Annotated in this window: 24 protein-coding genes; 10 read left to right on the plus strand and 14 right to left on the minus strand. The window is 67.0% G+C overall.

Features of this window, described 5'->3' with window-relative positions; translation table 11 throughout:
• Positions 1–21: 21 nt before the first annotated feature.
• From QNM97_RS16860 to QNM97_RS16870, 3 genes are read right to left on the minus strand one after another with little or no spacing between them, the layout of a single operon-like run.
• On the minus strand, positions 22–432 hold the full coding sequence (locus QNM97_RS16860) for a DUF2752 domain-containing protein (RefSeq protein WP_283819489.1): 411 nt from the start codon (positions 430–432) through the stop codon (positions 22–24).
• Positions 433–486: 54 nt separating this feature from the next.
• Positions 487–909, minus strand: coding sequence for a TM2 domain-containing protein (locus QNM97_RS26665; RefSeq protein WP_208795044.1), 423 nt, complete (start codon positions 907–909; stop codon positions 487–489).
• Between the two features lie 27 nt (positions 910–936).
• Entirely contained in the window at positions 937–1,392 is a 456-nt protein-coding gene (locus QNM97_RS16870) for a limonene-1,2-epoxide hydrolase family protein (RefSeq protein ID WP_283819490.1), read from the minus strand.
• A 292-nt stretch (positions 1,393–1,684) separates the two neighbouring features.
• On the opposite strand from QNM97_RS16870, the gene QNM97_RS16875 reads away from it, so the two are divergent.
• From QNM97_RS16875 to QNM97_RS16885, 3 genes are all read left to right on the plus strand, one after another.
• Entirely contained in the window at positions 1,685–2,311 is a 627-nt protein-coding gene (locus QNM97_RS16875; RefSeq protein WP_283819491.1) for a 50S ribosomal protein L25/general stress protein Ctc, read from the plus strand.
• 9 nt (positions 2,312–2,320) lie between these two features.
• Positions 2,321–2,887: an aminoacyl-tRNA hydrolase gene (gene pth, locus QNM97_RS16880; RefSeq protein ID WP_283819492.1), complete on the plus strand. Its 567-nt coding sequence runs from the start codon at positions 2,321–2,323 to the stop codon at positions 2,885–2,887.
• Between the two features lie 117 nt (positions 2,888–3,004).
• Positions 3,005–4,033, plus strand: coding sequence for a beta-ketoacyl-ACP synthase 3 (locus QNM97_RS16885; protein WP_502875063.1), 1,029 nt, complete (start codon positions 3,005–3,007; stop codon positions 4,031–4,033).
• An 83-nt stretch (positions 4,034–4,116) separates the two neighbouring features.
• On the opposite strand, the gene QNM97_RS16890 is transcribed toward QNM97_RS16885, so the two are convergent.
• The 3 genes from QNM97_RS16890 to QNM97_RS16900 are packed head-to-tail and all read right to left on the minus strand — an operon-like array spanning position 4,117 to position 6,211.
• A complete protein-coding gene (locus tag QNM97_RS16890) occupies positions 4,117–4,437 on the minus strand; it encodes a hypothetical protein (RefSeq protein ID WP_283819494.1) in 321 nt (106 codons plus the stop codon).
• Between the two features lie 2 nt (positions 4,438–4,439).
• Positions 4,440–5,201, minus strand: coding sequence for an ABC transporter permease (locus tag QNM97_RS16895; protein WP_283819495.1), 762 nt, complete (start codon positions 5,199–5,201; stop codon positions 4,440–4,442).
• Positions 5,198–6,211 (minus strand): ATP-binding cassette domain-containing protein, encoded by a 1,014-nt coding sequence (locus tag QNM97_RS16900; protein ID WP_283819496.1) that lies wholly within the window; start codon positions 6,209–6,211, stop codon positions 5,198–5,200. Before QNM97_RS16900 ends, QNM97_RS16895 begins: the two co-directional genes overlap by 4 nt.
• Positions 6,212–6,471: 260 nt before the next feature.
• On the opposite strand from QNM97_RS16900, the gene QNM97_RS16905 reads away from it, so the two are divergent.
• From QNM97_RS16905 to QNM97_RS16915, 3 genes are all read left to right on the plus strand, one after another.
• Positions 6,472–7,488 carry a beta-ketoacyl-ACP synthase III gene (locus tag QNM97_RS16905; protein WP_014359290.1) on the plus strand — a complete coding sequence of 339 codons (1,017 nt, stop codon included), beginning with the start codon at positions 6,472–6,474 and terminating at the stop codon, positions 7,486–7,488.
• Between the two features lie 85 nt (positions 7,489–7,573).
• Entirely contained in the window at positions 7,574–9,184 is a 1,611-nt protein-coding gene (locus QNM97_RS16910; RefSeq protein WP_014359289.1) for a peptide chain release factor 3, read from the plus strand.
• A 1,030-nt stretch (positions 9,185–10,214) separates the two neighbouring features.
• Positions 10,215–11,501: an HNH endonuclease gene (locus tag QNM97_RS16915; protein ID WP_283819497.1), complete on the plus strand. Its 1,287-nt coding sequence runs from the start codon at positions 10,215–10,217 to the stop codon at positions 11,499–11,501.
• A 683-nt stretch (positions 11,502–12,184) separates the two neighbouring features.
• Here QNM97_RS16915 and QNM97_RS16920 read toward each other — a convergent pair.
• Positions 12,185–13,192: an enoyl-CoA hydratase/isomerase family protein gene (locus tag QNM97_RS16920; RefSeq protein ID WP_283819498.1), complete on the minus strand. Its 1,008-nt coding sequence runs from the start codon at positions 13,190–13,192 to the stop codon at positions 12,185–12,187.
• Between the two features lie 5 nt (positions 13,193–13,197).
• Positions 13,198–14,088: a LysR family transcriptional regulator gene (locus tag QNM97_RS16925; protein WP_283819499.1), complete on the minus strand. Its 891-nt coding sequence runs from the start codon at positions 14,086–14,088 to the stop codon at positions 13,198–13,200.
• A gap of 92 nt (positions 14,089–14,180) precedes the next feature.
• Here QNM97_RS16925 and QNM97_RS16930 point away from each other — a divergent pair, with 92 nt between their 5' ends.
• A complete protein-coding gene (locus QNM97_RS16930) occupies positions 14,181–15,134 on the plus strand; it encodes a DMT family transporter (RefSeq protein WP_283819500.1) in 954 nt (317 codons plus the stop codon).
• 146 nt (positions 15,135–15,280) lie between these two features.
• A complete protein-coding gene (locus QNM97_RS16935) occupies positions 15,281–16,816 on the plus strand; it encodes an ABC-F family ATP-binding cassette domain-containing protein (RefSeq protein ID WP_283819501.1) in 1,536 nt (511 codons plus the stop codon).
• A 36-nt stretch (positions 16,817–16,852) separates the two neighbouring features.
• Here QNM97_RS16935 and QNM97_RS16940 read toward each other — a convergent pair whose 3' ends face one another.
• The gene (locus QNM97_RS16940) at positions 16,853–17,026 is read right to left on the minus strand and encodes a YbdD/YjiX family protein (RefSeq protein ID WP_502874920.1); all 174 of its coding nucleotides are present in this window, start codon (positions 17,024–17,026) and stop codon (positions 16,853–16,855) included.
• A 17-nt stretch (positions 17,027–17,043) separates the two neighbouring features.
• Positions 17,044–19,320 (minus strand): carbon starvation CstA family protein, encoded by a 2,277-nt coding sequence (locus QNM97_RS16945; protein WP_502874921.1) that lies wholly within the window; start codon positions 19,318–19,320, stop codon positions 17,044–17,046.
• A gap of 101 nt (positions 19,321–19,421) precedes the next feature.
• Here QNM97_RS16945 and QNM97_RS16950 point away from each other — a divergent pair, with 101 nt between their 5' ends.
• On the plus strand, positions 19,422–20,198 hold the full coding sequence (locus tag QNM97_RS16950) for an alpha/beta fold hydrolase (RefSeq protein WP_283819503.1): 777 nt from the start codon (positions 19,422–19,424) through the stop codon (positions 20,196–20,198).
• 3 nt (positions 20,199–20,201) lie between these two features.
• On the opposite strand, the gene QNM97_RS16955 is transcribed toward QNM97_RS16950, so the two are convergent.
• The 4 genes from QNM97_RS16955 to QNM97_RS16970 all read right to left on the minus strand — a co-directional run bounded on the left by QNM97_RS16955 (position 20,202) and on the right by QNM97_RS16970 (position 25,047).
• The gene (locus QNM97_RS16955) at positions 20,202–22,064 is read right to left on the minus strand and encodes an ABC-F family ATP-binding cassette domain-containing protein (RefSeq protein WP_283819504.1); all 1,863 of its coding nucleotides are present in this window, start codon (positions 22,062–22,064) and stop codon (positions 20,202–20,204) included.
• Positions 22,065–22,131: 67 nt separating this feature from the next.
• Positions 22,132–23,253: a lipase family protein gene (locus QNM97_RS16960; RefSeq protein ID WP_283819505.1), complete on the minus strand. Its 1,122-nt coding sequence runs from the start codon at positions 23,251–23,253 to the stop codon at positions 22,132–22,134.
• A gap of 116 nt (positions 23,254–23,369) precedes the next feature.
• On the minus strand, positions 23,370–24,329 hold the full coding sequence (locus tag QNM97_RS16965) for a 4-(cytidine 5'-diphospho)-2-C-methyl-D-erythritol kinase (protein WP_283819506.1): 960 nt from the start codon (positions 24,327–24,329) through the stop codon (positions 23,370–23,372).
• 31 nt (positions 24,330–24,360) lie between these two features.
• On the minus strand, positions 24,361–25,047 hold the full coding sequence (locus QNM97_RS16970) for an HAD family hydrolase (RefSeq protein WP_283819507.1): 687 nt from the start codon (positions 25,045–25,047) through the stop codon (positions 24,361–24,363).
• 137 nt (positions 25,048–25,184) lie between these two features.
• Between QNM97_RS16970 and QNM97_RS16975 the strand changes: the two genes are divergently transcribed.
• A complete protein-coding gene (locus QNM97_RS16975) occupies positions 25,185–26,183 on the plus strand; it encodes a TIGR03557 family F420-dependent LLM class oxidoreductase (protein ID WP_276114227.1) in 999 nt (332 codons plus the stop codon).
• Positions 26,184–26,186: the final 3 nt, after the last annotated feature.

Genomic DNA, 26,186 nt, shown 5'->3' on the forward strand with positions numbered 1-26,186 from the left:
CCACGTCGGCGCCCGCCCCGCTCAGATGACCAGGATGATCCGCACCACCGCGAAGATCAGCCACGCCGCCACGACCACCTTGGCCACCGGATTCCACAGCAACCGCTCCAGCCGGGGTGGTCGGCGGCGGGTCACCCGGCAGATCACCGCGGTGATCGCGAGTGCCAGGATCGCCGCGATCATCGGCAGCCCGAACGGGTGCGCGGCAAAGGACTGCGCCCAGTCGCCGTGGACGCCGTAGACCCAGGACCGGGTCAATCCGCACCCGGGACACGGCAATCCGGTGACCAGACGGAACGGACACAGGATCGGCCCGTGCTCGATTCCCGCGGGGCTCAACGCGCACGCCACACCGACACCGGCGACCCCCACGACCGCGGCGATCTCACTCGCCGCGAGTCTCGGGGTGCCGGTGTCGGTGTGCGCGGTCATGTCAAGGTCCTGGTGAGACTGTGCTGGTGAGGCGGGGCTGGTGAGGCGGGGCGATCAGTCGGCCAGCGGTCGGCCGTCGGAGTCGGTCACCTTGCCGACGAGCATCATGATGCCGTCGATCAGCGGCCAGATCGCGCCGATACCGCAGGTCAGCCAGGTCACCGCGATCTGCGCGATCGCGATTCCGACGTCGCCGGTGTAGAAGCGGCCCACGCCGAAACCACCCAGGAAGATCTGCAGCAGCCCCGCGGTGAGCTTGCTCTTGTCGGAGAACAGGCCGGGGATCTGACCGGCCGGAAACGGGTTGGGTGATTCGGCAGCGCGGATGAAGGTGCTGCTCTTGAGCTGACCCGCGAGCGCCATGTGCTGAAGATCGGTAATACCGAGCGGCCCGTGCTCCTGGCCGAGGACGTTGACGTAAAACGTGCCTCCCGCTGGTTGTCCGAAACCGTGGGCGGGTGGTTGCTGGTAGCTCATGGGCAGCAATGCTAGGCGCTCACACCGTCACTCGGCGAGAGCACGTCCGACCTTCGATCGACCGTTCAGCGGACGCACAGCCGACGGGACGAGCACCCCGACCACGCCGCGCAGGAACGCCTTGGTGATGTCGAAGTAATCGAAGTAGTCCCGCCACACCGTGATCTGGCCGTCGACCACCTCGAACCGTCCGCACACCCAGAACTGCACGCGCAGTCGGCCGACACTGATCTGGTCGACCCGTTCGGTCAGCACGACGGTGTCGTCGGAGGACACGTTGACCATCCGGTAGTCGAAGGAGACCGGCGAGGAATCCATCGAACCGAAGATCTTGGTGACCGGTCTGCGCCCGCGAATGGTCGCCAGCGACACGTTCGTGTAGACGACGGCATCGGCGAGATCGAGGCAGGCGGTGGCGCTGTCACCACGTGCGAGCCCGTCGAGGAAGCCGGTGACGATGTCGATGGGTGTGCGTGAGGTCATGGCCGCCAGTATGCCCGGCACCGGCGAGCGGCACAGACGATCGCGTCGGGGTGGGCCCGCGCGGCGCGAGATGACACCGACCCGACGCGATATGACATCGGCGCAGCTCATCGGCTAATCTGTTCGGGTTGTCTCGGCGAGGGTGAGTGATCACCGTGATCGGCGCGACCATCGCACGTCTTCTCCGGTGCCCTCGTGCGCACCGACGGGGCCGTGGTGTTGGGCGCCGTCGCGCCGAGAAGCACCACCGACGACCGGCCGACCGGTCCCGCCACCACGAGGAGAACGTCTCATGGCCACTCAAGCCAACGCCCTGACCGTCACCACCCGCACCGCCAAGGGCAAGGGCGCCGCACGTCGTGCCCGCCGCGAGGGCCAGGTCCCCGCCGTGCTCTACGGCCACGGCTCCGACCCGCAGCACCTGAACCTCCCGGCCCGCGATTTCGCCGCGATCCTGCGCAACAACGGCATCAACGCCGTCATCGATCTCGACATCGAGGGCACCAAGCAGCTCGCCCTGACCAAGCAGGTCGACGTCCACCCGATCCGCAACTACATCGAGCACGCCGACCTGCTCGTCATCAAGCGCGGCGAGAAGGTCAGCGTCGAGGTCAACATCGTCGTCGAGGGTGACGCCGCTCCCGGCACCCTGGTCACCCAGGACGCCAACACCATCGAGATCGAGGCCGACGTGCTCTCGATCCCCGAGCAGATCGTCGTCGACGTCGAGGGCAAGGCAGCCGGCGTCGCGATCCACGCCTCGGATCTCGTGCTGCCCGAGGGCGTCACGCTGGTCACCGACGCGGAGACCCTCATCGTCGCCGTGAACGAGGCCCCGAGCGCCGCCGACCTCGAGGTCGAGGCTGTCGACGCCGGCGCCGAGGTGCCCAGCGAGGAATCCGCCGACGAGTCCGAGTGACCCTGACACGTGAAACTCATCGTCGGACTGGGTAATCCGGGTCCGAAGTACGAGAAGACACGCCACAACATCGGCGCCATGGTCGCCGATCATCTGGTCACCTCCGCCGGTGGGCGGTATTCGGTGCACAAGCGCTCCGGCGCCGAGGTCGCATCGATACCGCTCGCCGGCGGTTCGGTGTTGGTGGCCAAGGCGCGGACCTACATGAACACCGTCGGTCGTCAGATCGGGCCGCTGGCCAAGTTCTATTCGGTCTCACCGGACGACCTGATCGTGCTGCACGACGAACTCGACATCGACTTCGGTCTGGTCCGGCTCAAGCGCGGCGGCGGCGAGGGCGGCCACAACGGTCTGCGGTCGGTGAGCCAGTCCGTCGGCACCCGCGACTACCTGCGGGTCCGGCTGGGAATCGGGCGGCCACCGGGACGCCAGGATCCGGCCGATTTCGTGCTGAAACCATTTCCGTCGGCCGCGCGTGCCGACGTCGATCTGCTGATCGAACACGGCGCCGACGCCGTCGAACTGCTGCTCTCGGCAGGTCTGGAAGCATCGCAGAACACCGTGCACGCCTGGTGATCGCCGCGTCGGCGCCAAGGCGTGAGAACACAAGCGCATAGAATCTCTCCCGGCGCAACCCGAAGGGAACGACACGTGGCGAAACTCGTAGCGAACACCGGACACCGTAACGTCGCGATGCTGGGCATCGGCGCGTACCGGCCCAGGCGGCTGGTCAGCAACGACGAGGTGTGCGAGGTCCTCGACAGCACCGACGAATGGATCTATGAGCGCAGCGGTGTTCGCAACCGCCGCTGGATCAGTGGCGACGAGAGCGCCCGCTCGATGGCCGCTGCCGCCGCCGAACGCGCCATCAGCAACTCCGGTGTGGCCAAGGAGGAGATCGGTGCGCTGATCCTGGCGACCAACAGCTGGAAGACCAAGATCCCGCACGGCGGCCCGATCGTCGCCTTCGACATCGGCCTCAACGGCATCCCCGCCTACGACATCGCCGCCGGCTGCGGCGGGTTCGGATACGCCCTGGGTGTCGCGGCCGATACGGTGCGGGCCGGGTCGGCGCGATACGTCCTAGTGGTCGGGGTGGAGACGATGTCGGTGGTCATGGAACCCACCGACCGCAACACCGCCTTCATCTTCGGCGACGGCGCCGGCGCGGTGGTCGTCGGGCCGAGCGAGGACAACGGCATCTCCCCTACCGTGTGGGGTTCCGACGGTGAAAATGCCGAGGCCATCGGACAGAACTACGACATCCCCGCCTACATGGACCGCGCGCAGGAGTATCAGCACAAGGATCCGGAGAGCGACCCCGTCGGCCGGATGGTCGTCACGATGCAGGGCCCGCGCGTGTTCCGCTGGGCGGCGATCACCCTGCCCAAGGCGTTGGCCGCGGTCATCGAAACCTCCGGTGTGGGCATCGAGGACATCGAGGTGTTCATCCCCCATCAGGCGAACGCCCGCATCAACGAGCTCATGAAGAAGAACCTCGGATTCCCCGACGACCTCCCCATGGCCAACGACATCGAGAACACCGGCAACACCTCAGCGGCGTCGATTCCGCTGGCCATGGAGGAGATGCTCGCGACCGGCAAGGCCCGCGGCGGCCAGACCGCGATGCTGCTCGGTTTCGGTGCGGGGCTCTCCTACGCGGGCGCGATCGTCACTCTCCCACCGGCGCCGGCGACCACGAGTTTCGACGACCTCGGCTGAGGCCTGCCGCTGAACTGTTTCGTTCCCGCGTGGCGAATTCGTTGCGCGGGAACGACATCGACTAGCGGAGGTGTCGTGAGCAGTCACGCGGCGACAAGGCCGAGTGGCGCGAGTCTGCGATGCAACCTGGGAGTGAACGCAATTCTTTCGAGGTCGTTCCAGGTACAGCGGACGACCCGTGGTCCGGTGTCGCGGATCTCGTCCTCGCGCAACTTCTCTCGGATCACCGCATCGGCAATCGATTCACCGGGCATGCACAGACGACCGTACTTGATCAGGCCGTCGTACTCGCCGACCACCATCCACTCCCAATCGAAATCGGTGACGTAGGTCGATCCGGACGCGACGGGGAATCTCCGCTTGAGGCCTCGGAACGAGAGTGACCTACGACGCCGCGCCGGCACCGTCAGGCATTCTCCTTCCGGAACACCGATGTCCCCCACCAGGTCCCGAGTGCCGCGAGAATCGCCGCGGCGAGCACCGACCACAGCACCGCCGTCGTCGCGATGTCACCGCCGAAGGTGTCGCGGACGCCGTCGACGATCCAGCGAAACGGCATGAAGTCGCTGAGCCGCTGCAACCAGGCCGGGCCGAGGGTCATCGGTAGCAGGATGCCCGAGAGCAGTAGCACCGGCATCAACACCATGTTGATCACCGGCGCCATCACGTCCTCACTCTTGGTGGTGAGCGCCAACGCATTCGACGCCGCCGCACAGGCCCCGCCGATGAGCAGCGTGATGACGATGCCGACGATCACCCCGATCACCGAGCCGCGCATCCCCATCGCCCAGCCGAGCAGCACCAGGATCAGCGCCTGCACGAATAGTTGCAGGAGGTCACGCATCAACCGGCCCGCGAGCAGTGCGGTGCGGCTCGCCGGAGTCACCCGTTCGGCCTCGATGACGCCTTCTCGCCATTCCCCGATGAGGCTGAAGCCGGCGAACATGGCCCCGAACATGCCGAGTTGCACGAGCAGGCCGGGCACCAGGAAGGTGTAGGGATTGTCTGCGCCACCGGGGAATTGGGCCACCAGGGGTTTGAGTAGCGGTCCGAACAGCACGAGATAGAGCACCGGCTGCAGGACCCCGATCACCACCCAGGCGGGATTGCGCAGGTTCATCCGGATCTGGCGGCGGAAGACGATGTGGGATTCACGCAGGAAGGTCATCGCAGTACTCCTTCGTTCTCGATCTCGGTCTCCGCGGCGTTCTCCGTCGCGGCTTCGGCGTCGCGCAGCGATCTGCCGGTCATGGTGAGGAAGACGTCGTCGAGGGTTGGTCGGATGATCTCGATGGAGTCCAATTCAATGGATTCCGAGGTCAACTCACGGAGCAACGACGGGATGTGACGGCCGGCGTGCTGCACCCGACCACGAACGTGGCGGTCGAGGGTCTCCACCGAGCCCGCGATCGTCGCCAGTTTGGCGGCCGCGGTGGACACCTGCGCGGCGTCGGAGATCTCGAGGTCGACGAGATCCCCCGACACCCGCGACTTGAGGTTGTCGGCGGTGTCGGCCGCCACGATCCGGCCGTTGTCGATGATGAGGATGCGATCGGAGAGTTCGTCGGCCTCGTCGAGGTAGTGCGTCGTCAAGAAGATCGTCGCCCCGTGTTCGGTGCGCAGCCGCCGGATGTGCTCCCACAGGTTGGCGCGGGCCTGCGGGTCGAGACCGGTGGTCGGCTCGTCGAGGAACACCAGGGTCGGGTCGTGAACGAGTCCCATGGCGATGTCGAGGCGTCGCTTCTGGCCGCCGGACATGTTCTTGGGCATGCGTTCCCAGAGTCCGTCGAGTTGTAGCTGCTCGAAGAGCGCCTTGCCACGTCGGGTGGCGTCGGCGCGCGACATGCCGTACAGCATGCCGTGATCGACGACCTCATCCCCGGCCTGCGCCTGGCTGAACGTTCCGCCGGCCTGCGACACATATCCGATGCTGCGCCGCACCATCACCGCGTCGTGCACCACGTCGTAGCCGTTGACCGTGGCGGTGCCCGCGGTGGGCCGTAGCAGTGTGGTCAGCATTCGCAGCGTCGTCGTCTTGCCGGCACCGTTGGGTCCGAGGAAGCCGACGACCTCACCTTCGGCGATGTCGAGGTCAACCCCGTCGACCGCGCGAACCTCTCGTTTCTGTTTTCCGCGTCCGGTGTGGAAGGTCTGCACGAGACCTCGCGCATGGATCATGGATTCCCTCTCCTCGACTCTGTTCACCATTCTCAGGGGCCCTCTCCTGTGCTGTCGGTCGATCTGCCCGAATTCCGACGCCCCGCACATGTACAGACCCGCGTACCGACGAGAATTCACCGAATCGCGGACATCCACGGTCCGCGAATCCGCGACATGCGGGAAGTGCGGCCGACAACCTGGCCGGACACGTCTACTTCCCAGTAGCGGCGACATGTGAGACGGTCTATGGCGAGTCGCATAGCGGAAGGAACCCACTTATGACCGTGATCGCCGACAAGACCGGTGTGAACAACATCGGGATGCTCGGAATCGGCGCGTACCGCCCCGAGCGCGTCGTGACCAACGACGAGATCTGCGAGCACATCGATTCCTCCGACGAGTGGATCTACACCCGCACCGGCATCAAGACCCGCCGATTCGCGCGGCGCGACGAAGACGTCACCCAGATGTCGGTCGCGGCCGGCCGCACGGCGATCGCCAACGCGCTGCTGTCGGGGTCCGACATCGACGCGGTGATCCTCGCGACCAACACCCACCTGCTGCTGACGCCGGCTGGTGCGACCAAGGTTGCCACCGAACTCGGCTGTAACGGCGTCCCGGCCTTCGACGTGACCGTAGGCTGCGCCGGTTTCGGCTACGCGATGGCGCTGGCATCGGACATGGTGCGCGGCGGCAGTGCCACCCACGTGCTGGTCATCGGTGCCGAGCAGTTGTCGGTGACGCTGGACATGACCGACCGCGGCAACTGCTTCATCTTCGGTGACGGCGCCGGCGCCGTGGTCGTCGGACCGACCGAGGACCAGCAGCTCGGCCCGGTGATCTGGGGTAGCGACGGTTCGCAGTACGACGCGATCCGCCAGGATATCGACTGGGTCACCTTTCTCGACGGCGACCGCGTTCAGCGCCCCTACGTGCGACTTCAGGGCACCGCCGTCTTCCGGTGGGCCGCGTTCGAGATGGGCAAGGCCGCCCAGCGCGCCCTCGAGGCCGCCAAGATCGGCACCGAGGACCTCGACGTCTTCGTTCCGCATCAGGCGAACTCGAGGATCAACGAACTGCTCGCCAAGAGCTTGCACCTGCCCGAGCGCACCGTCGTCGCCAACGACATCGAGTACACCGGCAACACCTCGGCGGCGTCGATCCCGCTCGCGATGGAGGATCTGCTCTCCACCGGAAAGGCCAAACCCGGCGACACCGCGCTGCTGCTCGGATTCGGAGCGGGCCTGAGCTACGCGGCCCAGGTCGTCAAGATGCCGCCGGTGCCGTTCGAGTAGTCGGGACGGCCGAGGGGGTCAGGCGGCCGAGCGGTCCGGGCTCGTGGGTTTGGGACGCCGCGGCCTGGCCCGATAGCCTCATCAGGTGAGTTCTTCCGTTGCCGACGAGGTCCGCCGGCGTCGTACCTTCGCCATCATCTCCCACCCGGACGCCGGTAAGTCGACCATGACCGAGGCGCTGGCGTTGCATGCCCGCATGATCAGCGAGGCCGGCGCCATCCACGGCAAGGCCGGCCGCAAATCGACCGTGTCGGACTGGATGGAGATGGAGAAGGCGCGCGGCATCTCGGTCAGCTCGACCGCGTTGCAGTTCAACTATCTGCCCGCCACCGCCGGACCCGACGACGAACCCGCCGTCATCAACCTCGTCGACACCCCCGGTCACGCCGACTTCTCCGAGGACACCTATCGGGTGCTGACCGCGGTCGACGCGGCGGTCATGCTGATCGACGCCGCCAAGGGGCTAGAGCCGCAAACCCTCAAGCTGTTCCAGGTGTGTCGTCATCGCGGCATCCCGGTGATCACTGTCATCAACAAATGGGACCGCCCGGGGCGCACGCCGCTGGAGTTGATCGACGAGATCAGCGAGCGCATCGGTCTACTGCCGACGCCCTTGTTCTTTCCCGTCGGCATCGCCGGCGACTTCCGCGGATTGCTCGATCGCCGGACCGGCCGCTACATCCACTTCACCCGCACCGCCGGTGGCGCCACCATCGCCCCCGAGGAGCTGATGGATGCCGACGCCGCGAGCGCGCGCGAGGAGCAAGCGTGGACCGAGGCCGTCGAGGAGAGCGAGTTGCTCACCGAGATGGGCCAGGATCACGATCAGGAACTCTTCCTCGGTGGGCAGACCTCGCCGATGATCTTCGCCTCGGCGATGCTGAATTTCGGTGTGCGCCAACTACTCGAGACCCTCGTCGAACTCGCACCGTCGCCGGTCGCGCGCGCCGGGATCGACGGCGAGGTCCGCGAGCCCACCGATCCGTTCAGCGCCGTGGTGTTCAAGGTGCAGGCCGGCATGGATTCGAGCCACCGGGATCGATTGGCGTTCATGCGAATCGTATCCGGCGAGTTCGAACGCGGCATGGTCGTGACGCACGCACAAACCGGAAAACCGTTCGCCACCAAGTACGCCCAGGCGGTCTTCGGCCGTGATCGCTCGACCGTCGACACCGCCTTTCCCGGCGACGTCGTGGGTCTGGTCAACGCGACCGCCCTGGCGCCCGGCGACACTCTCTACGACGACCCGCGCATCCAGTTCCCGCCCATCCCTTCGTTTGCGCCCGAGCACTTCTCGTCGTTGCGTGCCACCACCGCCGACAAGTACAAGCAGTTCCGCAAGGGCATGGACCAGCTCGACAGTGAAGGCGTCGTGCAGGTGTTGCGCAACGAGTTGCGCGGCGACGCCTCACCGGTTCTTGCCGCTGTCGGTCCGATGCAGTTCGAGGTCGTCACCGCCCGCATGAAGGCCGAGTACAACGTCGACACCGTCATCGAACCGCTCGGCTACACCCTGGCGCGACGCACAGACGCCGACAGCGCCGACGAGCTCAACCGTCAGCGCGGCGTCGAGGTGTTCACCCGGAGCAGCGACGGGGTGCTCCTCGCACTGTTCAGTGACAAGTGGCGCCTGCAGTACATCGAGAAGGAACACCCCGATCTCCTCCTGGAACCGCTTGTCGCAGCCGCTGATTGACAGGTCCGGTGACCGTCTCTCGCCGGTGGGGCGCACTCTGCGTGCTGGCTGTCATCGCAACGATCTGCGGGTGTGACACCTCGACGCCTCCCAGCAGGGTGTCGGGGTCGTCGGTGCAGCATGAGTCGCTCGGGCTCGATCCGCGCGAGTGCGCACGGACGCCGCCGACGGGCGTGATCGATCGCGTCGGCTACGATCTTCGATTCACCCGGCGCCGTATGCTTGTCGCGGTCAGCCCGTCCGGGGGCACCGGACGCTGCTACTCGTTTGCGAAGTCGGGCAACGCAGGCCCGGAGGTCCCGCCGGACTCGTTGCTCTTCACTTTTTCCGTCCGGGTACCGATGGCGCTCAGTTGGAGTCCCTTGCAGGCGATCTCACCGGTGGCGGACCACCTCCGGTCGCCGGCACCCCGGCTCCCGGTCCACTCACAGGGCCGATCACCGCTCTCGTCGGAGTCTCGATACACGGGGTGTACCGCTCCTCCGCCACCTGCCGGCTGACCGTGACCGCCATGTCATCCACTCTTGCCGCCGGACACTTCACCTGCCCCGAAGCCACTGCGTCGACCGCGAATCCTTTCTCCCCCAACGATGAGGGCCCTTTTGAAGATTCGTCGGCACCGGCGATGCCGTCGGACTCGGACACCGCAACCCTCTCCGGCTGGTTCGAGCTGACCCCGTAGCTCCTCCCCCGGTGGTCACACCTCCCTCCTCCCGACGATCGCGCCACCCACCTCGCCACGGTCGCGACACCCCCACGATCGACACCCCGACGATCGCCCCCCCCCCCCCGGATGGTCGAGGTGCGAGCCGCGTGCGGCGAGCCTCGAGACCCGGCGAGACAACAAGCCCCCCAACCACATCGAAAGCAAGGCAAACGAAACCCGCACCCCCTACCACACCCCACCGACAGAAAACTGACGCCGAAACACGTTGTCCACAAGCAGAATTCACCAAACCACCCCTTGCGTCGAACACCCTGGCGAGGTACACTTGACCCATCACACCGATCAGCCACCGGGGAGGGGCCCATGATCGAATCCACAGTCCTTGACACCGAATCCGTTGACGCCGAAGCAGTCTTCGCCGACATCGTCACCCAACTCAGCGACCTGCAATGGAATCCGGACATGACCGGACCCCAAGCCTTCGGTGCGATGAAACAAGTCCTGCTGTTGCGGAACCTGGTCGATCACCACGCCACCACCCTCACCGGCGAACTGGACCGACTGGGCGTGGCCGACCACAAAACCACCCGACTGCGAGAACTGTTGATCCGCATGGGTTTCGCGCCCTCGGTCGCGGGTCGATATGTGCGGATGGCCGGCACCACCGATATCGATCTGTTGTTGGCGCATGCCGCGGACGGATCCATCTCCTCCGAACACACCGACGCCATCGTCCGCGGACTGGCGCACATCGACACCCGCTCCCCCGAACCGCTCGACACCGTCCACCGGTGTGAATACCTGCGGAAACTGCTGTCGCACTACTTCGCCGGCTTCACCCCCGCCGAGATCAACCTCTACGCTCGGCAGTTGGGAAACGAGCTCGCCGCGGAGACGCCTGGTGGGTTGCCGGCCGCCGAGGACGAGAACATCAACTCCTACACCGACCGCATCACCGACGACGGACGGCTGGAAATCTCGGCGAACCTCGACATCATCGCCGGCGAAAAGACACGCACGTTGATGGAAACGTTGTCGACTCCCAAGCCGCAGCCCGACGGGTCCCCCGACCCGCGGACACCCGAGCAGATCTGCGCCGCCGCGTTCGAAACCATCGTGGAGTTGGCGGCACAAGGACTAGCGGACACCACCTTCTCGGCCAAACCGACCAACGGCCTGTTGTGGACCTGGTCGGCGGACAACCCGGCACTCGGTGGGGACCTGCAGAACATGGGTCCGATCACCGAAGCAACCGCCAAGTTGTTGTCGTGCGACACCACCATCACCAGAATCATTCTCAACACCGACGGTGTACCCCTCGACGTCGGACGCCAGGAACGCTTCTTCACCCCCGGACAACGCAAAGCCTTACTCGTCCGGGATCGCGGATGCATCAAATGCGGAACACACGCCGGCCGCTGCCAAGCACACCACGTGCACCACTGGGCCGACGGCGGTCCCACCGACCTCGACAACGGCTGCCTGCTCTGCACCAGCTGCCACGACGACGTGCACCACCACGGCTGGGACATCATCATCGGATACGACCGACACCCCTGGCTGATCCCACCCGCCAGCATCGACCCGAAACGACAACCCGTACCGTCCTACCACCGCAGAACCATGCGACTCGGCGACGTAGCAGCCTGATTCCCGCCCCCGGCCTCGCCGGAGCGGATCTGATCTTTGAGAACTCCATAGCGAAACCCGCCCGATGGTCGAGGCATCGTTCCCGGGGCCCGGAATCCTTTTGGCACAAGGGGTCTCGAGGCTCATCGCTAACGCTCCTCGGCACCTCGACCACCGGGATGGGCGTCTTCCCCAGATGGTCGAGGTGCGAGCCGCGTGCGGCGAGCCTCGAGACTGCCTGAGCTGGCACTGGAACCGGACCGCGGTGGCCCGGAAACTCTTCGGCACAAGGGGTCTCGAGGCCCGGCGCCTGGCGCGCCGCGCACCTCGACCACCGGGATGGGCGTCCTCCCCCCGCTGGTCGAGGTGCGAGCCGCGTGCGGCGAGCCTCGAGACCAACTGAGCCGGTGCTGGATTCGAATCACCGTGGCCCGGAATTCCGTCGGCACAAGGGGTCTCGAGGCTCGTCGCTGGCGCTCCTCGGCACCTCGACCATCGGGATGAGACGGCCGCCGGGTGGGAAGGGTCGTCGGGCGGGAAGGCGTCGACATCCTTCCGCGGCAAGTCATCTTCCCCCGCTGGTCGAGGTGTGAGCCGCGTGCGGCGAGCCTCGAGACCGCCTGCAGCAGAGCTGGAAGCGGACCATAACCTCCCGAATACTCACCAAGACAACAGTTCTCGAGGCAAACTACCGATCCGAGATGTCACACACCGACGATGCGGGAGACCTCTGCGAGATCGACGTCGTCGATCTCGGCGGGGACGAAGGCGGGATTGCGGTCCTTGTCGACCAGCACCGCTCGCACGCCTTCGGCGAAATCGTGGGTTGCGGTGATCTTTTCGGCGGAGTGCAGCTCGCGCTCCAGGCATTCGTCGAGCATCGCGGTCTCGCCGAGTTCGAGCAGGTGTGCGGTCACCCAAAGACTGGTCGGCGATGCGTGGCCGAGGAGGTCGAGCATCACCGCGGCCCACTCGTCGCCGACCGCACCGCGCAGACCCCCGACGATCCCCGCGACATTCGTATCGGAGAAGTACTCACCGATCTGCTCCACGGGCAGCGGCGGGTGGTCGGTGTGCTTGTCCGGTGAGGGCACCAAGACCTCGCCGAGTGGTGCGCCGGAACGGATTCGGTCGGCAACGCCACCGAGTTCGGCGGACGGTACGAAGTGCGTCGCGAGACCCACCGACAACGCCTGCGATCCGCGGACCCGGGCGCCGGTGAGCGCCAACCACATTCCGACACCCTGCGGTAGCCGGGGCAAGAAGTAGGTGGATCCGATGTCGGGAAAGAAGCCGATCGCGGTCTCGGGCATCGCGATCATCGCCTTCTCGGTGACCACCCGGATCTCCCCATGGACGCTGATTCCCAGACCACCACCCATGGCAGCACCGTCGATCAGCGCGATATGCGCCTTGGGATACTCGGCGATCAACTGATTGAGCCGGTATTCGTGGGAGAAGTAACGAGTGATCGACTCGGTATCGCCGGCGAGCGCGCTGTCACGGATCGCACGGATGTCGCCTCCCGCGCAGAAGGCGCGGTCGGTACCCGAGGTCAGCATCACGGTGTCGATGCCGTCATCGTCGGCCCAGCGCAACAGCACGTCATACATGTCGTCGACCATCGACTGGTCGAGGGCGTTGAGGGCCTTGGGCCGGTCGAGGACGATCTCGCCCACCCCGTTGGCGACGTTCGTGCGAATGTGCGACATGACGTTCACGCTAGCGCGTCAGCGCGCCGTCGGTCACCCGCCTCGACCTGCGACGTCGTCTCGGCCAGTGCCGCGCGCGTCGCGACCTGCACCGACTCGGGGACCGTCGGCGCGAACCGTATCTGCAGGGCGCACGACGGTGAGGGCGGCAGCGACGTGACCTCACGCAACCCCTCGGGTGGTCGGCTGACCACCGGTAACAACACCACACCGAGTCCCGCGCGGACCGCTGCGGTGACGCCGGCGAGGTCGGCCGACTCGACGATGATCGCGAAATCGATCCCCGCCTGCCGAAGGATGTCGAGGGCCACACCTCGGGTCGAGCAGGGTTCGTCGAACACCACCAGCGGCAGCGGCTTGTCGGGCTCCACGACGAGATCCGGAGCCCCGAACCAGCGCATCGCCACGCGGGGGCCCAGCAGTTCGGTCGTGGGTCCAACCGGTTCGTGATACACCGCGACATCGACGTCGCCGTTCTCGATGGCCGCAATCACCCGACGGCTGCGGTCGAGACGAAAGGTGACCGCGTGCCCGGGGCACTGCTCCCGCAGGATCTGCGAGAGAAACGGCAGCGACCAGTCCGCGCCGTGCTCGGTCGTGGCCACTGTCAACGTGGGAGTGGCGGATCGAATGTTCAAGCGCCGCACCGCATCATCATGGGCGGCGAGGATCCGGCGCGCTTCGGCGAGCATCGTCTCCCCGTCCGCGGTGAAGCGGGTGATCCGCCCTTCACGCTCGACGAGCTTGAGTCCGGTCACGGTCTCGAGCCGGCGGACATGCTGACTGACCGCGGACTGGGTCAGGTGCAGCGCCGTCGCCGCACGGTGAAACCCACCGCAGGTGGCCACTGCGACGAGACTGCGCAGCGGAGTGATGTCGAGAACCGTGTTGGCCATGACGCCCAGCGTACGTCGATCAGGATTCATGATCAATCACGATTACTGATCATTGTTGGACGACGAGCGTGATCGCCGCGAGGCTGGAGCACATGAGAATCCCTCCCCTGCCCGCCGCCGCTTTCATCCTGTTGTGGGCCTTCGGCTATCCGCTCGGGGCGCTCGGCGTGTCCGCGATGTCGCCGATGGCGCTGCTGACCATCCGATTCGCGGGATCCGCGGTAGCCCTCGGCATCATCGCCGTCGTGTCCCGCCGGGCCTTCCCCCGCGGACGGCAGCTCGGCCACGTCGCAGTCGTCGGATTGCTGACCCAATTCCTCCAATTCGGCTGCGCCTACCTCGCATTGCAACTCGGGGTGCCCGCCGTCATCGTCGCACTGGTCATCGCCTTGAACCCGGTGGCCACCGCGATACTCGCGTGGCCTGTGCTCGGTCAACGCCTCGGGTCGCGGCAATGGATCGGCATCGCGGTCGGCACGGCCGCGGTCCTGGCCGCGTGCCTGCCCCGGGTGATAGCCGACGCCTCGACGATGGGCATCGCCGTCGGCCTGACCTTGCTCGCACTGACCGGTGTAGCGCTCGGCGGTATCTATCAGCAGCGCTTCTGCGGTGGAGTCGATCTCGTCGCCGGCAATGCCGTTCAGCTGGGTGTGGCCCTGATTCCCACCGCCGCCATCACTCTCGCGACTCCCGAGTCGATCACCGACCCACTCCGGGCCGCCTGGGTGCTGCCGACGATGATCATCGCCTCGTCGATGATCGCCACCACCCTGTTCCTCCGGCTGGTCAACACCGCCGGTGCCGCGGCCACGTCGATGTTGTTCACACTCATCCCCTCGGCGTCGGCACTGCTGGCGTGGGGTCTGCTCGGCCAACGCCCCGATCTCGGAATCGTCGTCGGACTCGTCCTGGGCGCCGCGTCGTTGGTGATCGTGCGACGCCCGGGCGCCTCACCCCGGACCATCGAGCCCGCGACCACCGCACGACCCGGAACATCCGGCGAACAAAAGCGGTTGACACGCTTGCCCGGGGGCGCGCTATCGTGAACGCGCATCCCTGGTGCACGCCAGCCAGCTGATTCACATCGAGGAGTGATCTGCCAGTCATGAACATCTGAGGTCGGTAAACCACCGCGAGAGTCGACGCCGTACGCGACGTCGCCGCGGAATCCTCACCACCTCAAGGAGTTCTCATGGCGTCACCCCTGCACCCTTCCGGATCGATCACCCTCTCGGGCGTCTCCTTCGCCTGGCCTGATGGCACCCCCGTCTTCGACGATCTCTCGATGAGCGTCCCACCAGGGATCAGCTCACTCGTCGGAGCGAACGGCGCCGGCAAGACCACGTTGCTGCAACTCATCCTCGGCGCACTGTCGCCGACCACGGGCAGCATCTCGGTTTCCGGCGACTGCGCGCTGGTCCCCCAGCATCCGCAGGCCCACTCCGACGACACCGTCGCCGACGTCTTGGAAATCGCCACGATTCGCAACGCTTTACGACGGATCGAGAGCGGATCGGTCCAACCCGACGACTACGACACCGTCGGCGACGACTGGGACGTCGAGGAGCGCGCGCTCGCGCAACTGTCGGCGTTGGGCCTCGTCGCCGACCTGGACCGCACCGTCGGCACCCTCTCCGGTGGCGAGTCGACGATGCTCGCGATCGCGGCCCGCCTCCTCCGCCGCCCCGACGTCCTGCTGCTCGACGAGCCAACCAACAATCTCGACACCGATTCGCGAACAGCTCTTTTCGAGGCGCTCGACGCGTTCTCCGGAACCCTGCTGCTGGTCAGCCACGACCTCGAGTTGCTCGATCGCGTCGACACCACGATCGAGCTGTACCGAGGCAGAGTACGGCTCTTCGGCGGTCCGTACACGCTGTACCGCGAGGTCCTCGATACCGAGCAGGCCGCCGCGGAGGCTGCCGTCGCCAACGCCGCGGGTGATCTGCGCGCGCAGAAACGCGACCTCGCCGACGCCCAGATCACCCTGGACCGTCGGGCCCGGACGGCGGCGAAAGCCGAACGCGAGAAACGGGTCCCGAAGATCGTCGCGCACGGACGCCGCAACGCGGCACAGGTATCGGCGGGCAAGTACCGCACCTCGCACCGCGAGGACGTCGCAGCGGCGGCGGGTCGGCTGGAATCGGCGCGCGCCGACGTCCGTGACGACCGGACCGCGCGGATCTCGATGCCCGAACCCGACCTCGCCACCCATGCCCAGGTGATCGCCGACGACCGATTACGCATCGACGGTCCGGAGCGGGTTGCGCTCGTCGGCGCCAACGGGTCCGGGAAGACCACTCTCATCACCGACCTCATTGCCGGCGATCGCATACTCGTGCCGTATGCCCTGGTGCCGCAACGCATCACCTTCGCCGATCCGTCGCGGACGATCGCCGAGGATCTGTCGGTGACACATCCGGATGCCGGCGTCCAACAGGTTCGGGCGCATCTCGCGCGATTCCTGTTCCGCGGCAACGCCGGTGACCGTGCCCTCGCCGAGTTGTCGGGCGGCGAGCGCTTGCGGGTGGCGTTGGCGTCGGCGTTGCTCACCGACCCGACACCCAAACTCCTGATCCTCGACGAGCCGACCAACAACCTCGACATCGACACCACCGAGGAACTGGTGTCGGCGTTGCGTGACTGGACCGGCGCGCTACTGCTGGTCAGCCACGACCCGGGGTTCCGCGACCGTGTCGGCATCGACCGCACGGTGCGGATCGGGTGAGCGTCACCCAGGAGTAACGCCTCAGAACGACACGCCCTAACAGCATCGGCCCTGCGGGTTGTTCTCGACGTGGTCCCAGCGGTGGCGCCAGTAGTCGCGCTCGCTCATCGGCGGCGTCGAATCACCATGTGCGGCATGGTGTTGCAGGTACCGTTCGTAGTCCCGGTCACCCATGACGCTGCCGACGTACCACGCGACACGTTCACCCATCCGCTGCAGTATCTGCCTCATGTGACCGTCTCGGTCTTGCGCTGGATGGCGAGGTCATCCCATTCCCGCTGGACCTCGCGTTCGGCGGCGGTGGTGATGAGCCCGCTCGGCCCGAAGATGCGTGAGGGTTCCGGTGGGTCCTCGGTGGTCGGGAGTCCGCCAAGACGCAGTGCCTTCATCGAGACGTAGACACCGACGATCACCACGATGAGCACGAGTACCGCGAAGATGATCGACAACGTGCCCTGGATAAAGGTGTTGCGGATGACGGCGTCGATCTCGCCGATGTTCTTGGCGGTCTTGAACGACGTCTTGCCGGCGTCCTTGGCGTTGGCGAAGTCGCGGTGCTGCGCCCAGTAGCCGATGGCCGGATTCGACGAGAAGATCTTCTGCCAGGACGCACTCATGGTGACGATCACATCCCACACCAACGGGATTCCGGGTATCCACGCCCACTTGGCCTGTCCGCGTTTGAACAGGATGACGGTGACGACCGTCAACGCGACCGCGGCGAGCAACTGGTTGGCGATGCCGAACAGCGGGAACAGCGTGTTGATACCGCCGAGCGGGTCGGTGACGCCCATCAGCAGGATCGAACCCCATGCGGCGCAGACGATCACGGTGCACAGCCACGCTCCGGGCCGCCAGGACGGATCCTTGAAGCGGCTCGCACCGGGGATGTTGCCGATGCCGTCGGACAGCATGAACCGCGCAACCCGGGTACCGGCGTCGACGGTGGTCAGGATGAACAGCGCCTCGAACATGATCGCGAAGTGATACCAGAACGCCCGCAACGATTCCCCGCCGATGGCGCGCTGCAGTGTGTCGGCCATACCCATCGCGAGGGTGGGCGCACCACCGGTGCGGGAGACGATCGAGGACTCACCGACTCCCTCGGCGGCTGAGGTGAAGTCCGCTGCGGTGACCGGATTTCCGCTCACGCCGAGTCCGTTGACATAGTCGGCGGCGCCCTGCGCGGTGCCGTCGGTCAGCGCCTTGGGTGCGTTCATGCCGAAGTAGATGTGCTGATCGAGGATGCAGGCGGTGATCAACGCCATGATCGCCACCGACGATTCGGTGAGCATGCCGCCGTATCCGATGATCCGGGCCTGCCCTTCCTTGGCCAGCAGTTTGGGCGTGGTGCCGGAGGCGATGAGGGCATGGAATCCCGACAGCGCACCGCAGGCGATGGTGATGAACAGGAACGGGAACAATGCGCCGGAGAAGGCGGGCCCCTTGCCGTTCCAGGCGAATTCGCTGACGGCCGGTGCCTTCATGACCGGTTGGACGATCAGGATGCCGAGGGCCAGCAGGGCGATTGTGCCGACCTTCATGAACGTCGACAGATAGTCGCGGGGTGCCAGTAGCAGCCAGACCGGCAGTACCGCGGCGGCCACACCGTAGATGATGATCGCCCAACTCAGGAAGACCGGTGAGAGGGTGAACCAGTCCTTGCCCCAACCGGATTCGCCGACGTAGCGGCCGGCGACGATGGCGGCGAGCAGCAACACCACACCGATCAGCGAGATCTCGCTGACGCGACCGGGCCGCAGATACCGCAGGTAGATACCCATGAACAGGGCGATCGGGATGGTCATCGCGATGGAGAACACGCCCCACGGACTGTCGGCGAGCGCGTTGACGACGACCAGGGCCAGCACCGCAATGAGGATGATCATGATGACCAGCACGGCGACGATCGCGGCGGTGCCGCCGACCCGGCCGAGTTCGTCGCGGGCCATCTGTCCGAGGCTTCGGCCGCGACGCCGCGTCGAGATCGACAGCACCAGATAGTCCTGAACGCAGCCGGCGACCACGGCGCCGATGATGATCCAGATGGTTCCGGGCAGGTAGCCCATCTGCGCGGCGAGTACGGGTCCGACGAGTGGACCAGCTCCGGCGATGGCGGCGAAATGATGACCGAACAGCACTCGACGGTCAGTCGGCATGTAGTCCTGCGCGTTGTCGAATTCCTCGGCGGGCGTGGCGTGATCGTCGCGGGGCTTGACGACCTTCATCTCAATCATCCGCGCGTAGAAACGGTAGGCGATGACGTAGGTGCAGACAGCCGCGACGACGAACCAGACGGCGTTGACGTTCTCCCCACGGATGAACGCCACGATCACCCAGGCCACCGCACCGAGCAGGCCGATGACCGCGAACAGGATTTTCTTCGGCACGGTCATCGGTGAGCGGTCGATGATCGCGACGGGTGGGAGATCGGGATCGTTGCGAATGAATTCGACGTTCGGATAGTCCTCGCGTCGCTCGCTCGTCGGTGTCGGTTCGGTCATCGTCATGGCGTTGGTGGGCCCTTTCGACGTCTCGAGTGAAGCCACGGATAGTGGCCTGCGTCACTATACGCGGACGGTCACAGCGGTCATACTGTCTCCCGATGAGCTGCAACGAACCCGAAATGGGTACTAGCGCACGGTCGGAGAAGCCCACTCCGGTGGTGCTCGTTCACGGCCTGCGCGTCAGCGGTGCGTCGCTGCATCGCATCGCGAGCGCCGTCACCGACCGGCCGGTGATCCACCCCGACCTGCCCGGTCACGGCACACGCAGCGCCGAGACCTTCACGATGGCCGAGGCGGTGTCCGCCGTCGTCGACGCCGTCGACCAACTCGGCGCACCGGCGGTCCTCGCGGGAATGTCGTTGGGCGGCTATGTTGCGATGGCCACCGTGGCCGCGCATCCCGAGCGCGTGGCCGGGCTCGTCGCGATGGGGTCGACCGCCCAGCCCAGCGGGTTGTTGGCCGCACCGTTTCGGTTGTTCGGCGCGGCCACCTCGTTCCTACCCGCGCAGAGCGCCGAGATCAGCCGGTTACTCACCCGGATGGCGTTGGGCGCGCAGGTCTCCGACGACATGGAGGCCGGCGGGCTCGCGTTGCACTCGATTGCGGATGTGGTCGACGAGATCGCCGGATTCGACGCCCTGTCCGCGCTCGCCGGATATCCGGGACCGCTGCTGTTCGCCAATGGTGGCTGGGATCAGTTCCGAATCCACGAACGCAGGTTCGCCGCTCTGTCGCCGCGTGCGCATCTGCGCGTCATCCCTCGCGCCACCCATCTGTATCCGCTGATCCAGCCGGCCGTGGCGGGGACGATGATCAGTGAGTTCGCGGCGTCGATCGGCGCCGAGCAGGTAACGCAGCCGACGCCGGCACCCTGAGCCTCACTCGATGGCTTCGGCGGCCTCGAGCCACGCCGCCTCGGCGGCTTCCTTGTCGGAAACCACCTGCCGTAGTTCGGTATTGAGCGACACCAGACGTTCGGGGTCGGTGGCCGCGGCCACCAGCGCGGCATGCAACTCGTCCTCGCGCCGCGAGAGTTGCTCGATCTGCCGCTCGGCCCGGTTCATCGCCTTGCGTGCCTCGCGGTGTTCGGCGGCACTCACCGCGGGCCGCTCGGCAGGAGCGTCGGCCGTGCCCGGGTTCTGCGCGTCTGCGGCCCGCCCCTCTGCCGCCTGTCCCGATGCCGCCTGCGACGAGCCCACCTTCGATGAACCCGAACCCGTGGTGCCGGAACGCATCTCACGACGCCGATCGAGATACTGGGCGATCCCGCCGGGCAGGTTGGTGAGCGAGCCGTCGCCGAACAACGCCCACGTGGAGTCACAGATCCGCTCGATCAGGTAGCGATCGTGGGAGATGACCACCATGGTCCCGGCCCACGAGTCGAGGAGATCCTCGAGCTGTTGCAGGGTGTCGATGTCGAGATCGTTGGTGGGCTCGTCGAGCAACAGCACGTTCGGTTCGGCCATCAGCACACGCGTCAACTGCAGGCGCCGACGCTCACCACCGGAGAGATCGCCGACCGGGGTACGTTGTTTGGCCGGCGAGAAACCGAGCCGCTCGGCGAGCTGGCTCGCCGAGTACTCCTTGTCTCCCAACATGATCCGCGCGGCGACCGACTCCACCGCGTCGAGTACACGTTGGTCCTCGTCGAGGTCGTCGAGTTCTTGGCGCAGCCAGCCCAGTTTCACGGTCACGCCCTCGATGCGACGGCCAGGGGCCACGTCGACCTCCCCGGCCAGCGCACGCAGCAGCGTCGTCTTGCCCGATCCGTTGACCCCGACCAGACCGATACGCTCCCCCGGCGCCAGTCGCCAGGTCAGATTGTTCAGCAACGCCTGTCCCGCGGGTGTCTCGATGTGCGCGTCCTCGAGTTCGATGACCACACGTCCGAGCCGGCGCTTGGCGAACGTCGACAACGTCACCGTGTCGCGGGGCGGCGGGACGTCGCTGATCAGCTTCTCGGCGGCCTCGATTCGGTAGCGCGGCTTGGAGGTTCGGGCGGGCGGTCCGCGACGCAGCCACGCCAGCTCCTTGCGGGCCAGGTTGCGTCGCCGTTCCTCGGCGGCGTCGGCGAGGCGCACCCGCTCAGCGCGGGCGAACACCCAGTCGTTGTATCCGCCCTCGTACTCGTCGACCCGACCGTCGTGGACCTCCCAGGTCCGGGTGGCGACGGTGTCGAGGAACCAGCGGTCGTGGGTGACCACGACGAGTGCGCCGCGGCGCCTCATGAGGTGATCGGCGAGCCATTGCACGCCTTCGACATCGAGGTGGTTGGTGGGCTCGTCGAGGATCAGGACGTCGGCCTCGGACACCAGCGCGGCGGCCAGCCCGACGCGGCGTCGCTGTCCGCCGGAGAGTTCGTCGACCCGAGCGTCGAGCAGTTCGTCGACGCCGATGCCGGCGAGGATGCCGCGGACCCGTGGGTCGCCGGCCCACTCGTGCACGGCGACGTCGGGACCGCCGACGACGACCTCGGCGACCGTCTTGCCCGCCGGTAGCTCACCGCGCTGGGTGACCACGGCGATGCGCGCCCCACCCGCCCGCGACACACGCCCCGAGTCGGGTTCGGTGACGCCACCGAGGATCTCCAGCAGCGTGGTCTTGCCGCCGCCGTTGAGTCCCACCACCCCGATGCGCTGTTCCTCGTGCACGCCGAGGCTCACCTCGTCGAGCAGGGATTTGATGCCGAAGCTCTTGCTGATGCGGTCGGCGTTGATCAGCGCGGAGGGGGCGGGTGACACCGGTAGACGATAACAACCCCGGACTGTCGGGCTCTCCTGTGGCGCCGACTCCCCGCCGGTGCGGTGCTCAATCCCGCCCGAATGCCGCCGCGGCGGTACCCATCACCTGATCGAGCGAATCGGCGACGACCTCGGTGTGGTCGGCACGGGTGTGGGTGTGCAGGTCGACGTCGGTACCGTCGGCCTGCATGGAGCGGACCAGCGTCGCGGTCAACGGGAACGGCACCACCGGGTCGAGCAGGCCGTGATCGATGCGGATCGGCACCGTGTACCCGCCGGTCGGCACCCGCGTGTAGTCGGCCAGCGCGGCCACGAAGCGCTCGTCGCCCAGCGAGGAGTCCAGCAGATCTCCCGGCGCCACCGACCGCATCGCGGCCGACACCTCGCCGTTGCACTCCGATCGCGCGAGATCGAGATAGCGTTTGCCCGCCTGGGTGAGGTGATCGGTGACGTGCAGATCGGGTCGCGCGTGGTCGAGGCCGGCGAGGATGTAGAGATACAGCGCGCTGACGGTGTTGAGTTTCCCCAGGCTCGGCACGCTGGGCGTGAACGACTTGGTGAGTACCCCTTCGATACCGGAAGCCGGTGCCAGGGCCAGGATTTCACGCAGATTCAGTTCCGGCGCGTACGACGGCGCCTCGTGCCCGGCGAACAATGCCGCATGCCCGCCCTGCGAATGCCCGGCGGACACCCACTCGGTACCCAACGACGCGTCACGGGCGCGGGCCGCGCGGATCATGTCGATCACCGAGTGCGCGGCGGCCCGTCCGCCGAGGTACTCGGTCTCACCGGGTGCGCCGAGGCCCGCGTAATCGGTTGCGGTGACCGCATATCCGCGCTTGAGAGCGTCGATGATCGCGGTGTCGACACCGGAGCCCTTGCGGGTCCGGCTCGGCGCGCACTCGTCGGCGATCCCGGTGGTGCCGTGCGCCCAGGAGAAGATGCGCCACCCGCCCGACGGCGGCGTGCCCTTCGGGACGTAGAACACGCCGGTGGACAACGCCATTCGATCATTCTGGTCGCGGGTCACATACGTGACGCGTTGTCCCGACGCCGCGCCGGGCGGCAGGTCGGCGCCGACGATCGCAGTGCCGGCGAGCACGCGCCCGGGGATTGGGGTCGCGGTGGCCGAGCCGGCTCCGACCGACGCCAGGCCGACCGTCATCAGTCCGACCACGAATGCGACCACACCGACGACCCCGAGCCGACGACATTCGCGGTGCGTCCGAGCGAACGCCCCGGGTACACCGCGGGCGTTGACCCGCTCACCCCGCGTTCGTGTGCGCGGCCGTCGTGGTCGCGTGATCACTGCCCGGGCGCCTGTCGGGTCGCGCCGCTGACCGGCCCGGATGCGGTGCGTACCGAACGGGCCACACCGGCACCGGACAGCTCTGCGGCCACGGCCACCGCGGCGTCGGCGTCGGCGCACAGGAAGGCGCACGTCGGCCCCGATCCGGAGACGATGCCGTTCAACGCGCCGGCGTCGACACCGGCGCGCAGCGTGCGGCGCAGTCCCGGCTGCAGACTCAGTGCGGCCGGCTGCAAATCGTTGTGCAGCAGCGGTGCGATCTGCGTCGGCTGCCCGGTGGTCAGGGCCTGCACCAGCTCGTCGGGCCGCGGGTTGTGCACGTCGAAGGCGTCGGCGTGATCGGCGCACAGACGGTCGAGTTCGGCGAAGACGGCGGGCGTGGACAGTCCGTCGCGCGCGAACGCCAGCACCCAGTGCAGTTCGCCGCGCGCGATCATCGGCATCAGTTGCTCACCGCGGCCGGTGCCCATGGCGGTGCCGCCCTGGACCGAGAAGGGCACGTCGCTGCCGAGACCGGCGGCGATCTCCAGGAGCTCCGCGCGCGGCAGATCGAGTTTCCACAGCGCGGCGAGGGCCACCAGAGCGCCCGCGGCATCGGCGCTACCGCCGGCCATACCGCCGGCGACGGGGATGCGTTTGACGATCTCGATGGCCACCCGTGGGTCGCGGTCGGCCCATGTGCCTAGCGCGCGGACGGCCTTGATCGCCAGGTTGTCGTCGTCGAGGGGCACGTCGGCGGCGTCGGCGCCCCGTCCGCCCTCGCGGCGCAGCGTCACCCCGAGGGCGGCGGCGCGCGCGACGGTGACGTCGTCGTACAACGAGAGCGCCTGGTAGACGGTAACGAGATCGTGGTAGCCGTCGTCGCGGAGCGGGCCGACACCGAGATGCAGATTCACCTTGGCGGGCACGCGCACGGAAACGGCGTCGGAGATCACCGACAGGGACGCTGGGGACACGGGTATCCAGGGTAGTGAATCGGCGTGCGAGTCACGGTCGCCAACCCCGTTCGACCAGCACGGCGACGTCGTCGACGACCTCGATCGCGCCCGCATCGAGCAACTCCGCGGCCGCGAAACCACCGGTCCGCACCCCGACGCAGGTGATACCGAGTTCGTTCGCCGACGCCACGTCCCACACGCTGTCGCCGACGAGGACCGCGGTGTCACCGCCGGAACGTTCACGCGCGACCGCCAGGAGATCCGGCGCAGGCTTGGAGTTCTCGGCGTCGTCGGCGCTGGTCACGACGGCGAAATCGGAGCGCGTCAGGCCTAGGAGATCCAGCGCTGCGTCGGTGAACTCCTGCGCCCCCGACGACGCGAGCGCCACCCGATAGCCGGCATCGGCGAGCATCCGCACCAGGTCCGCCGCACGCGGCAGCGCGCGCACCTCGGGTAGCAGCTTGCGGTATCGCTGAGCCCATTCATCGCGCAGGTCATCGCCGAGGGAGTCCTCGACGTCCGGCCCGCAGATCTCCCCCACCAGCTGATCGCCGCCCATCCCGATCGCGCGGTGCACGCGCCACCATTCCGGGTAGAGATCGTGCCCGGCGAAGGCTCGCTGCCACGCCAAGGCGTGCAGAGGATTCGAGTCGATGAGCGTACCGTCGACGTCGAGGAGCACGGTGTCCACAGGCGCCTCTTCGGTCGGCGTCTCTGTCCGGTCGGTGTGTGTCATCGCTGTCACTCCTGTTCCTCTTGGGTCGAGACCACGTGCCCACCATCCACCTTCGCACTGTTGGACGTCGAGCCGATGGGACGTCGAGGCGGCGTCACCTCCGATTCGCGACCGCACCGATCAGAAGGAGCGCGAGCATGGCGACACGTTTTGGATACACCCTCATGACCGAGCAGGCCGGACCCCGGCAATTGGTCCGGGACGCGGTGGCCGCGGAGAAGGCGGGCTTCGATTTCGAGGTGTCCAGCGATCATTACTTTCCGTGGCTCTCGGCGCAGGGCCATGCGCCGTACGCATGGACGGTGCTCGGCGCGGTGGCTCACGCGACCGAGGAGGTCGAGTTGATGACCTACGTGACCTGCCCGACGATTCGTTACCACCCGGCCATCATCGCCCAGAAGGCCGCGACCCTGCAGTTGCTCGCCGAGGGCCGGTTCATTCTCGGACTCGGTAGCGGTGAGAACCTCAACGAGCATGTCGTCGGCGCGGGGTGGCCTGCCGTCTCCGAGCGGCACGCCATGCTCGCCGAGGCGATCGAGATCATCCGAGCATTGCTCGACGGCGGTCTCGTCGATCATCGCGGCGAGTTCTTCCAGGTTGATTCGGCACGGATCTGGGATCTGCCCGACGACGGTGTACCCATCGGCGTGGCGGTGTCCGGACCCCGTTCGATCGACGAATTCGGTCCTCTTGCAGACCATCTCATCGCCGTCGAGCCGAAGGCCGACTTCATCGAGCACTGGAATGCCAATTCCGAGACCACCTCGATCGGGCAGGGCGCCGCGCTCGACCCGGCGCGCGCGATCGGACAGATCCCGATCTGCTGGGACCCGGACCGCGATACCGCGGTGGCCCGCGCCCACGACCAGTTCCGGTGGTTCGCCGGCGGCTGGCACGTGAACGCGAACCTGCCGACCACCGCGGCGTTCGCCGGCGCCACCCAGTTCGTCACCCCCGACGACGTCGCGGCCAACATCCCCTGCGGGTCGGATCTCGACGAACTCGTCGACGGTATCCGGCCATTCGTCGACGCCGGATTCACCGACGTCGCACTCGTGCAGATCGGCGGCGAGAGCCAGGAGCGGTTCCTCGACGAGGCTGCCGGGCCGTTGCTGGAGAAGTTGCGGTCGGCCTGAGTG

This window comes from Gordonia sp. L191 (genome assembly GCF_030077625.1).
GTDB lineage: Bacteria > Actinomycetota > Actinomycetes > Mycobacteriales > Mycobacteriaceae > Gordonia > Gordonia polyisoprenivorans_A.

Bases quoted from the DNA above. Each gene is read 5' to 3' on its own strand.
- QNM97_RS16860 (WP_283819489.1), bottom strand. From the start codon at position 432: ATGACCGCGCACACCGACACCGGCACCCCGAGACTCGCGGCGAGTGAG.
- QNM97_RS26665 (WP_208795044.1), bottom strand. From the start codon at position 909: ATGAGCTACCAGCAACCACCCGCCCACGGTTTCGGACAACCAGCGGGA.
- QNM97_RS16870 (WP_283819490.1), bottom strand. From the start codon at position 1,392: ATGACCTCACGCACACCCATCGACATCGTCACCGGCTTCCTCGACGGG.
- QNM97_RS16875 (WP_283819491.1), top strand. From the start codon at position 1,685: ATGGCCACTCAAGCCAACGCCCTGACCGTCACCACCCGCACCGCCAAG.
- QNM97_RS16885 (WP_502875063.1), top strand. From the start codon at position 3,005: ATGCTGGGCATCGGCGCGTACCGGCCCAGGCGGCTGGTCAGCAACGAC.
- QNM97_RS16895 (WP_283819495.1), bottom strand. From the start codon at position 5,201: ATGACCTTCCTGCGTGAATCCCACATCGTCTTCCGCCGCCAGATCCGG.
- QNM97_RS16900 (WP_283819496.1), bottom strand. From the start codon at position 6,211: ATGATCCATGCGCGAGGTCTCGTGCAGACCTTCCACACCGGACGCGGA.
- QNM97_RS16905 (WP_014359290.1), top strand. From the start codon at position 6,472: ATGACCGTGATCGCCGACAAGACCGGTGTGAACAACATCGGGATGCTC.
- QNM97_RS16915 (WP_283819497.1), top strand. From the start codon at position 10,215: ATGATCGAATCCACAGTCCTTGACACCGAATCCGTTGACGCCGAAGCA.
- QNM97_RS16920 (WP_283819498.1), bottom strand. From the start codon at position 13,192: ATGTCGCACATTCGCACGAACGTCGCCAACGGGGTGGGCGAGATCGTC.
- QNM97_RS16925 (WP_283819499.1), bottom strand. From the start codon at position 14,088: ATGGCCAACACGGTTCTCGACATCACTCCGCTGCGCAGTCTCGTCGCA.
- QNM97_RS16930 (WP_283819500.1), top strand. From the start codon at position 14,181: ATGAGAATCCCTCCCCTGCCCGCCGCCGCTTTCATCCTGTTGTGGGCC.
- QNM97_RS16935 (WP_283819501.1), top strand. From the start codon at position 15,281: ATGGCGTCACCCCTGCACCCTTCCGGATCGATCACCCTCTCGGGCGTC.
- QNM97_RS16940 (WP_502874920.1), bottom strand. From the start codon at position 17,026: ATGGGTGAACGTGTCGCGTGGTACGTCGGCAGCGTCATGGGTGACCGG.
- QNM97_RS16945 (WP_502874921.1), bottom strand. From the start codon at position 19,320: ATGACCGAACCGACACCGACGAGCGAGCGACGCGAGGACTATCCGAAC.
- QNM97_RS16950 (WP_283819503.1), top strand. From the start codon at position 19,422: ATGAGCTGCAACGAACCCGAAATGGGTACTAGCGCACGGTCGGAGAAG.
- QNM97_RS16970 (WP_283819507.1), bottom strand. From the start codon at position 25,047: ATGACACACACCGACCGGACAGAGACGCCGACCGAAGAGGCGCCTGTG.
- QNM97_RS16975 (WP_276114227.1), top strand. From the start codon at position 25,185: ATGGCGACACGTTTTGGATACACCCTCATGACCGAGCAGGCCGGACCC.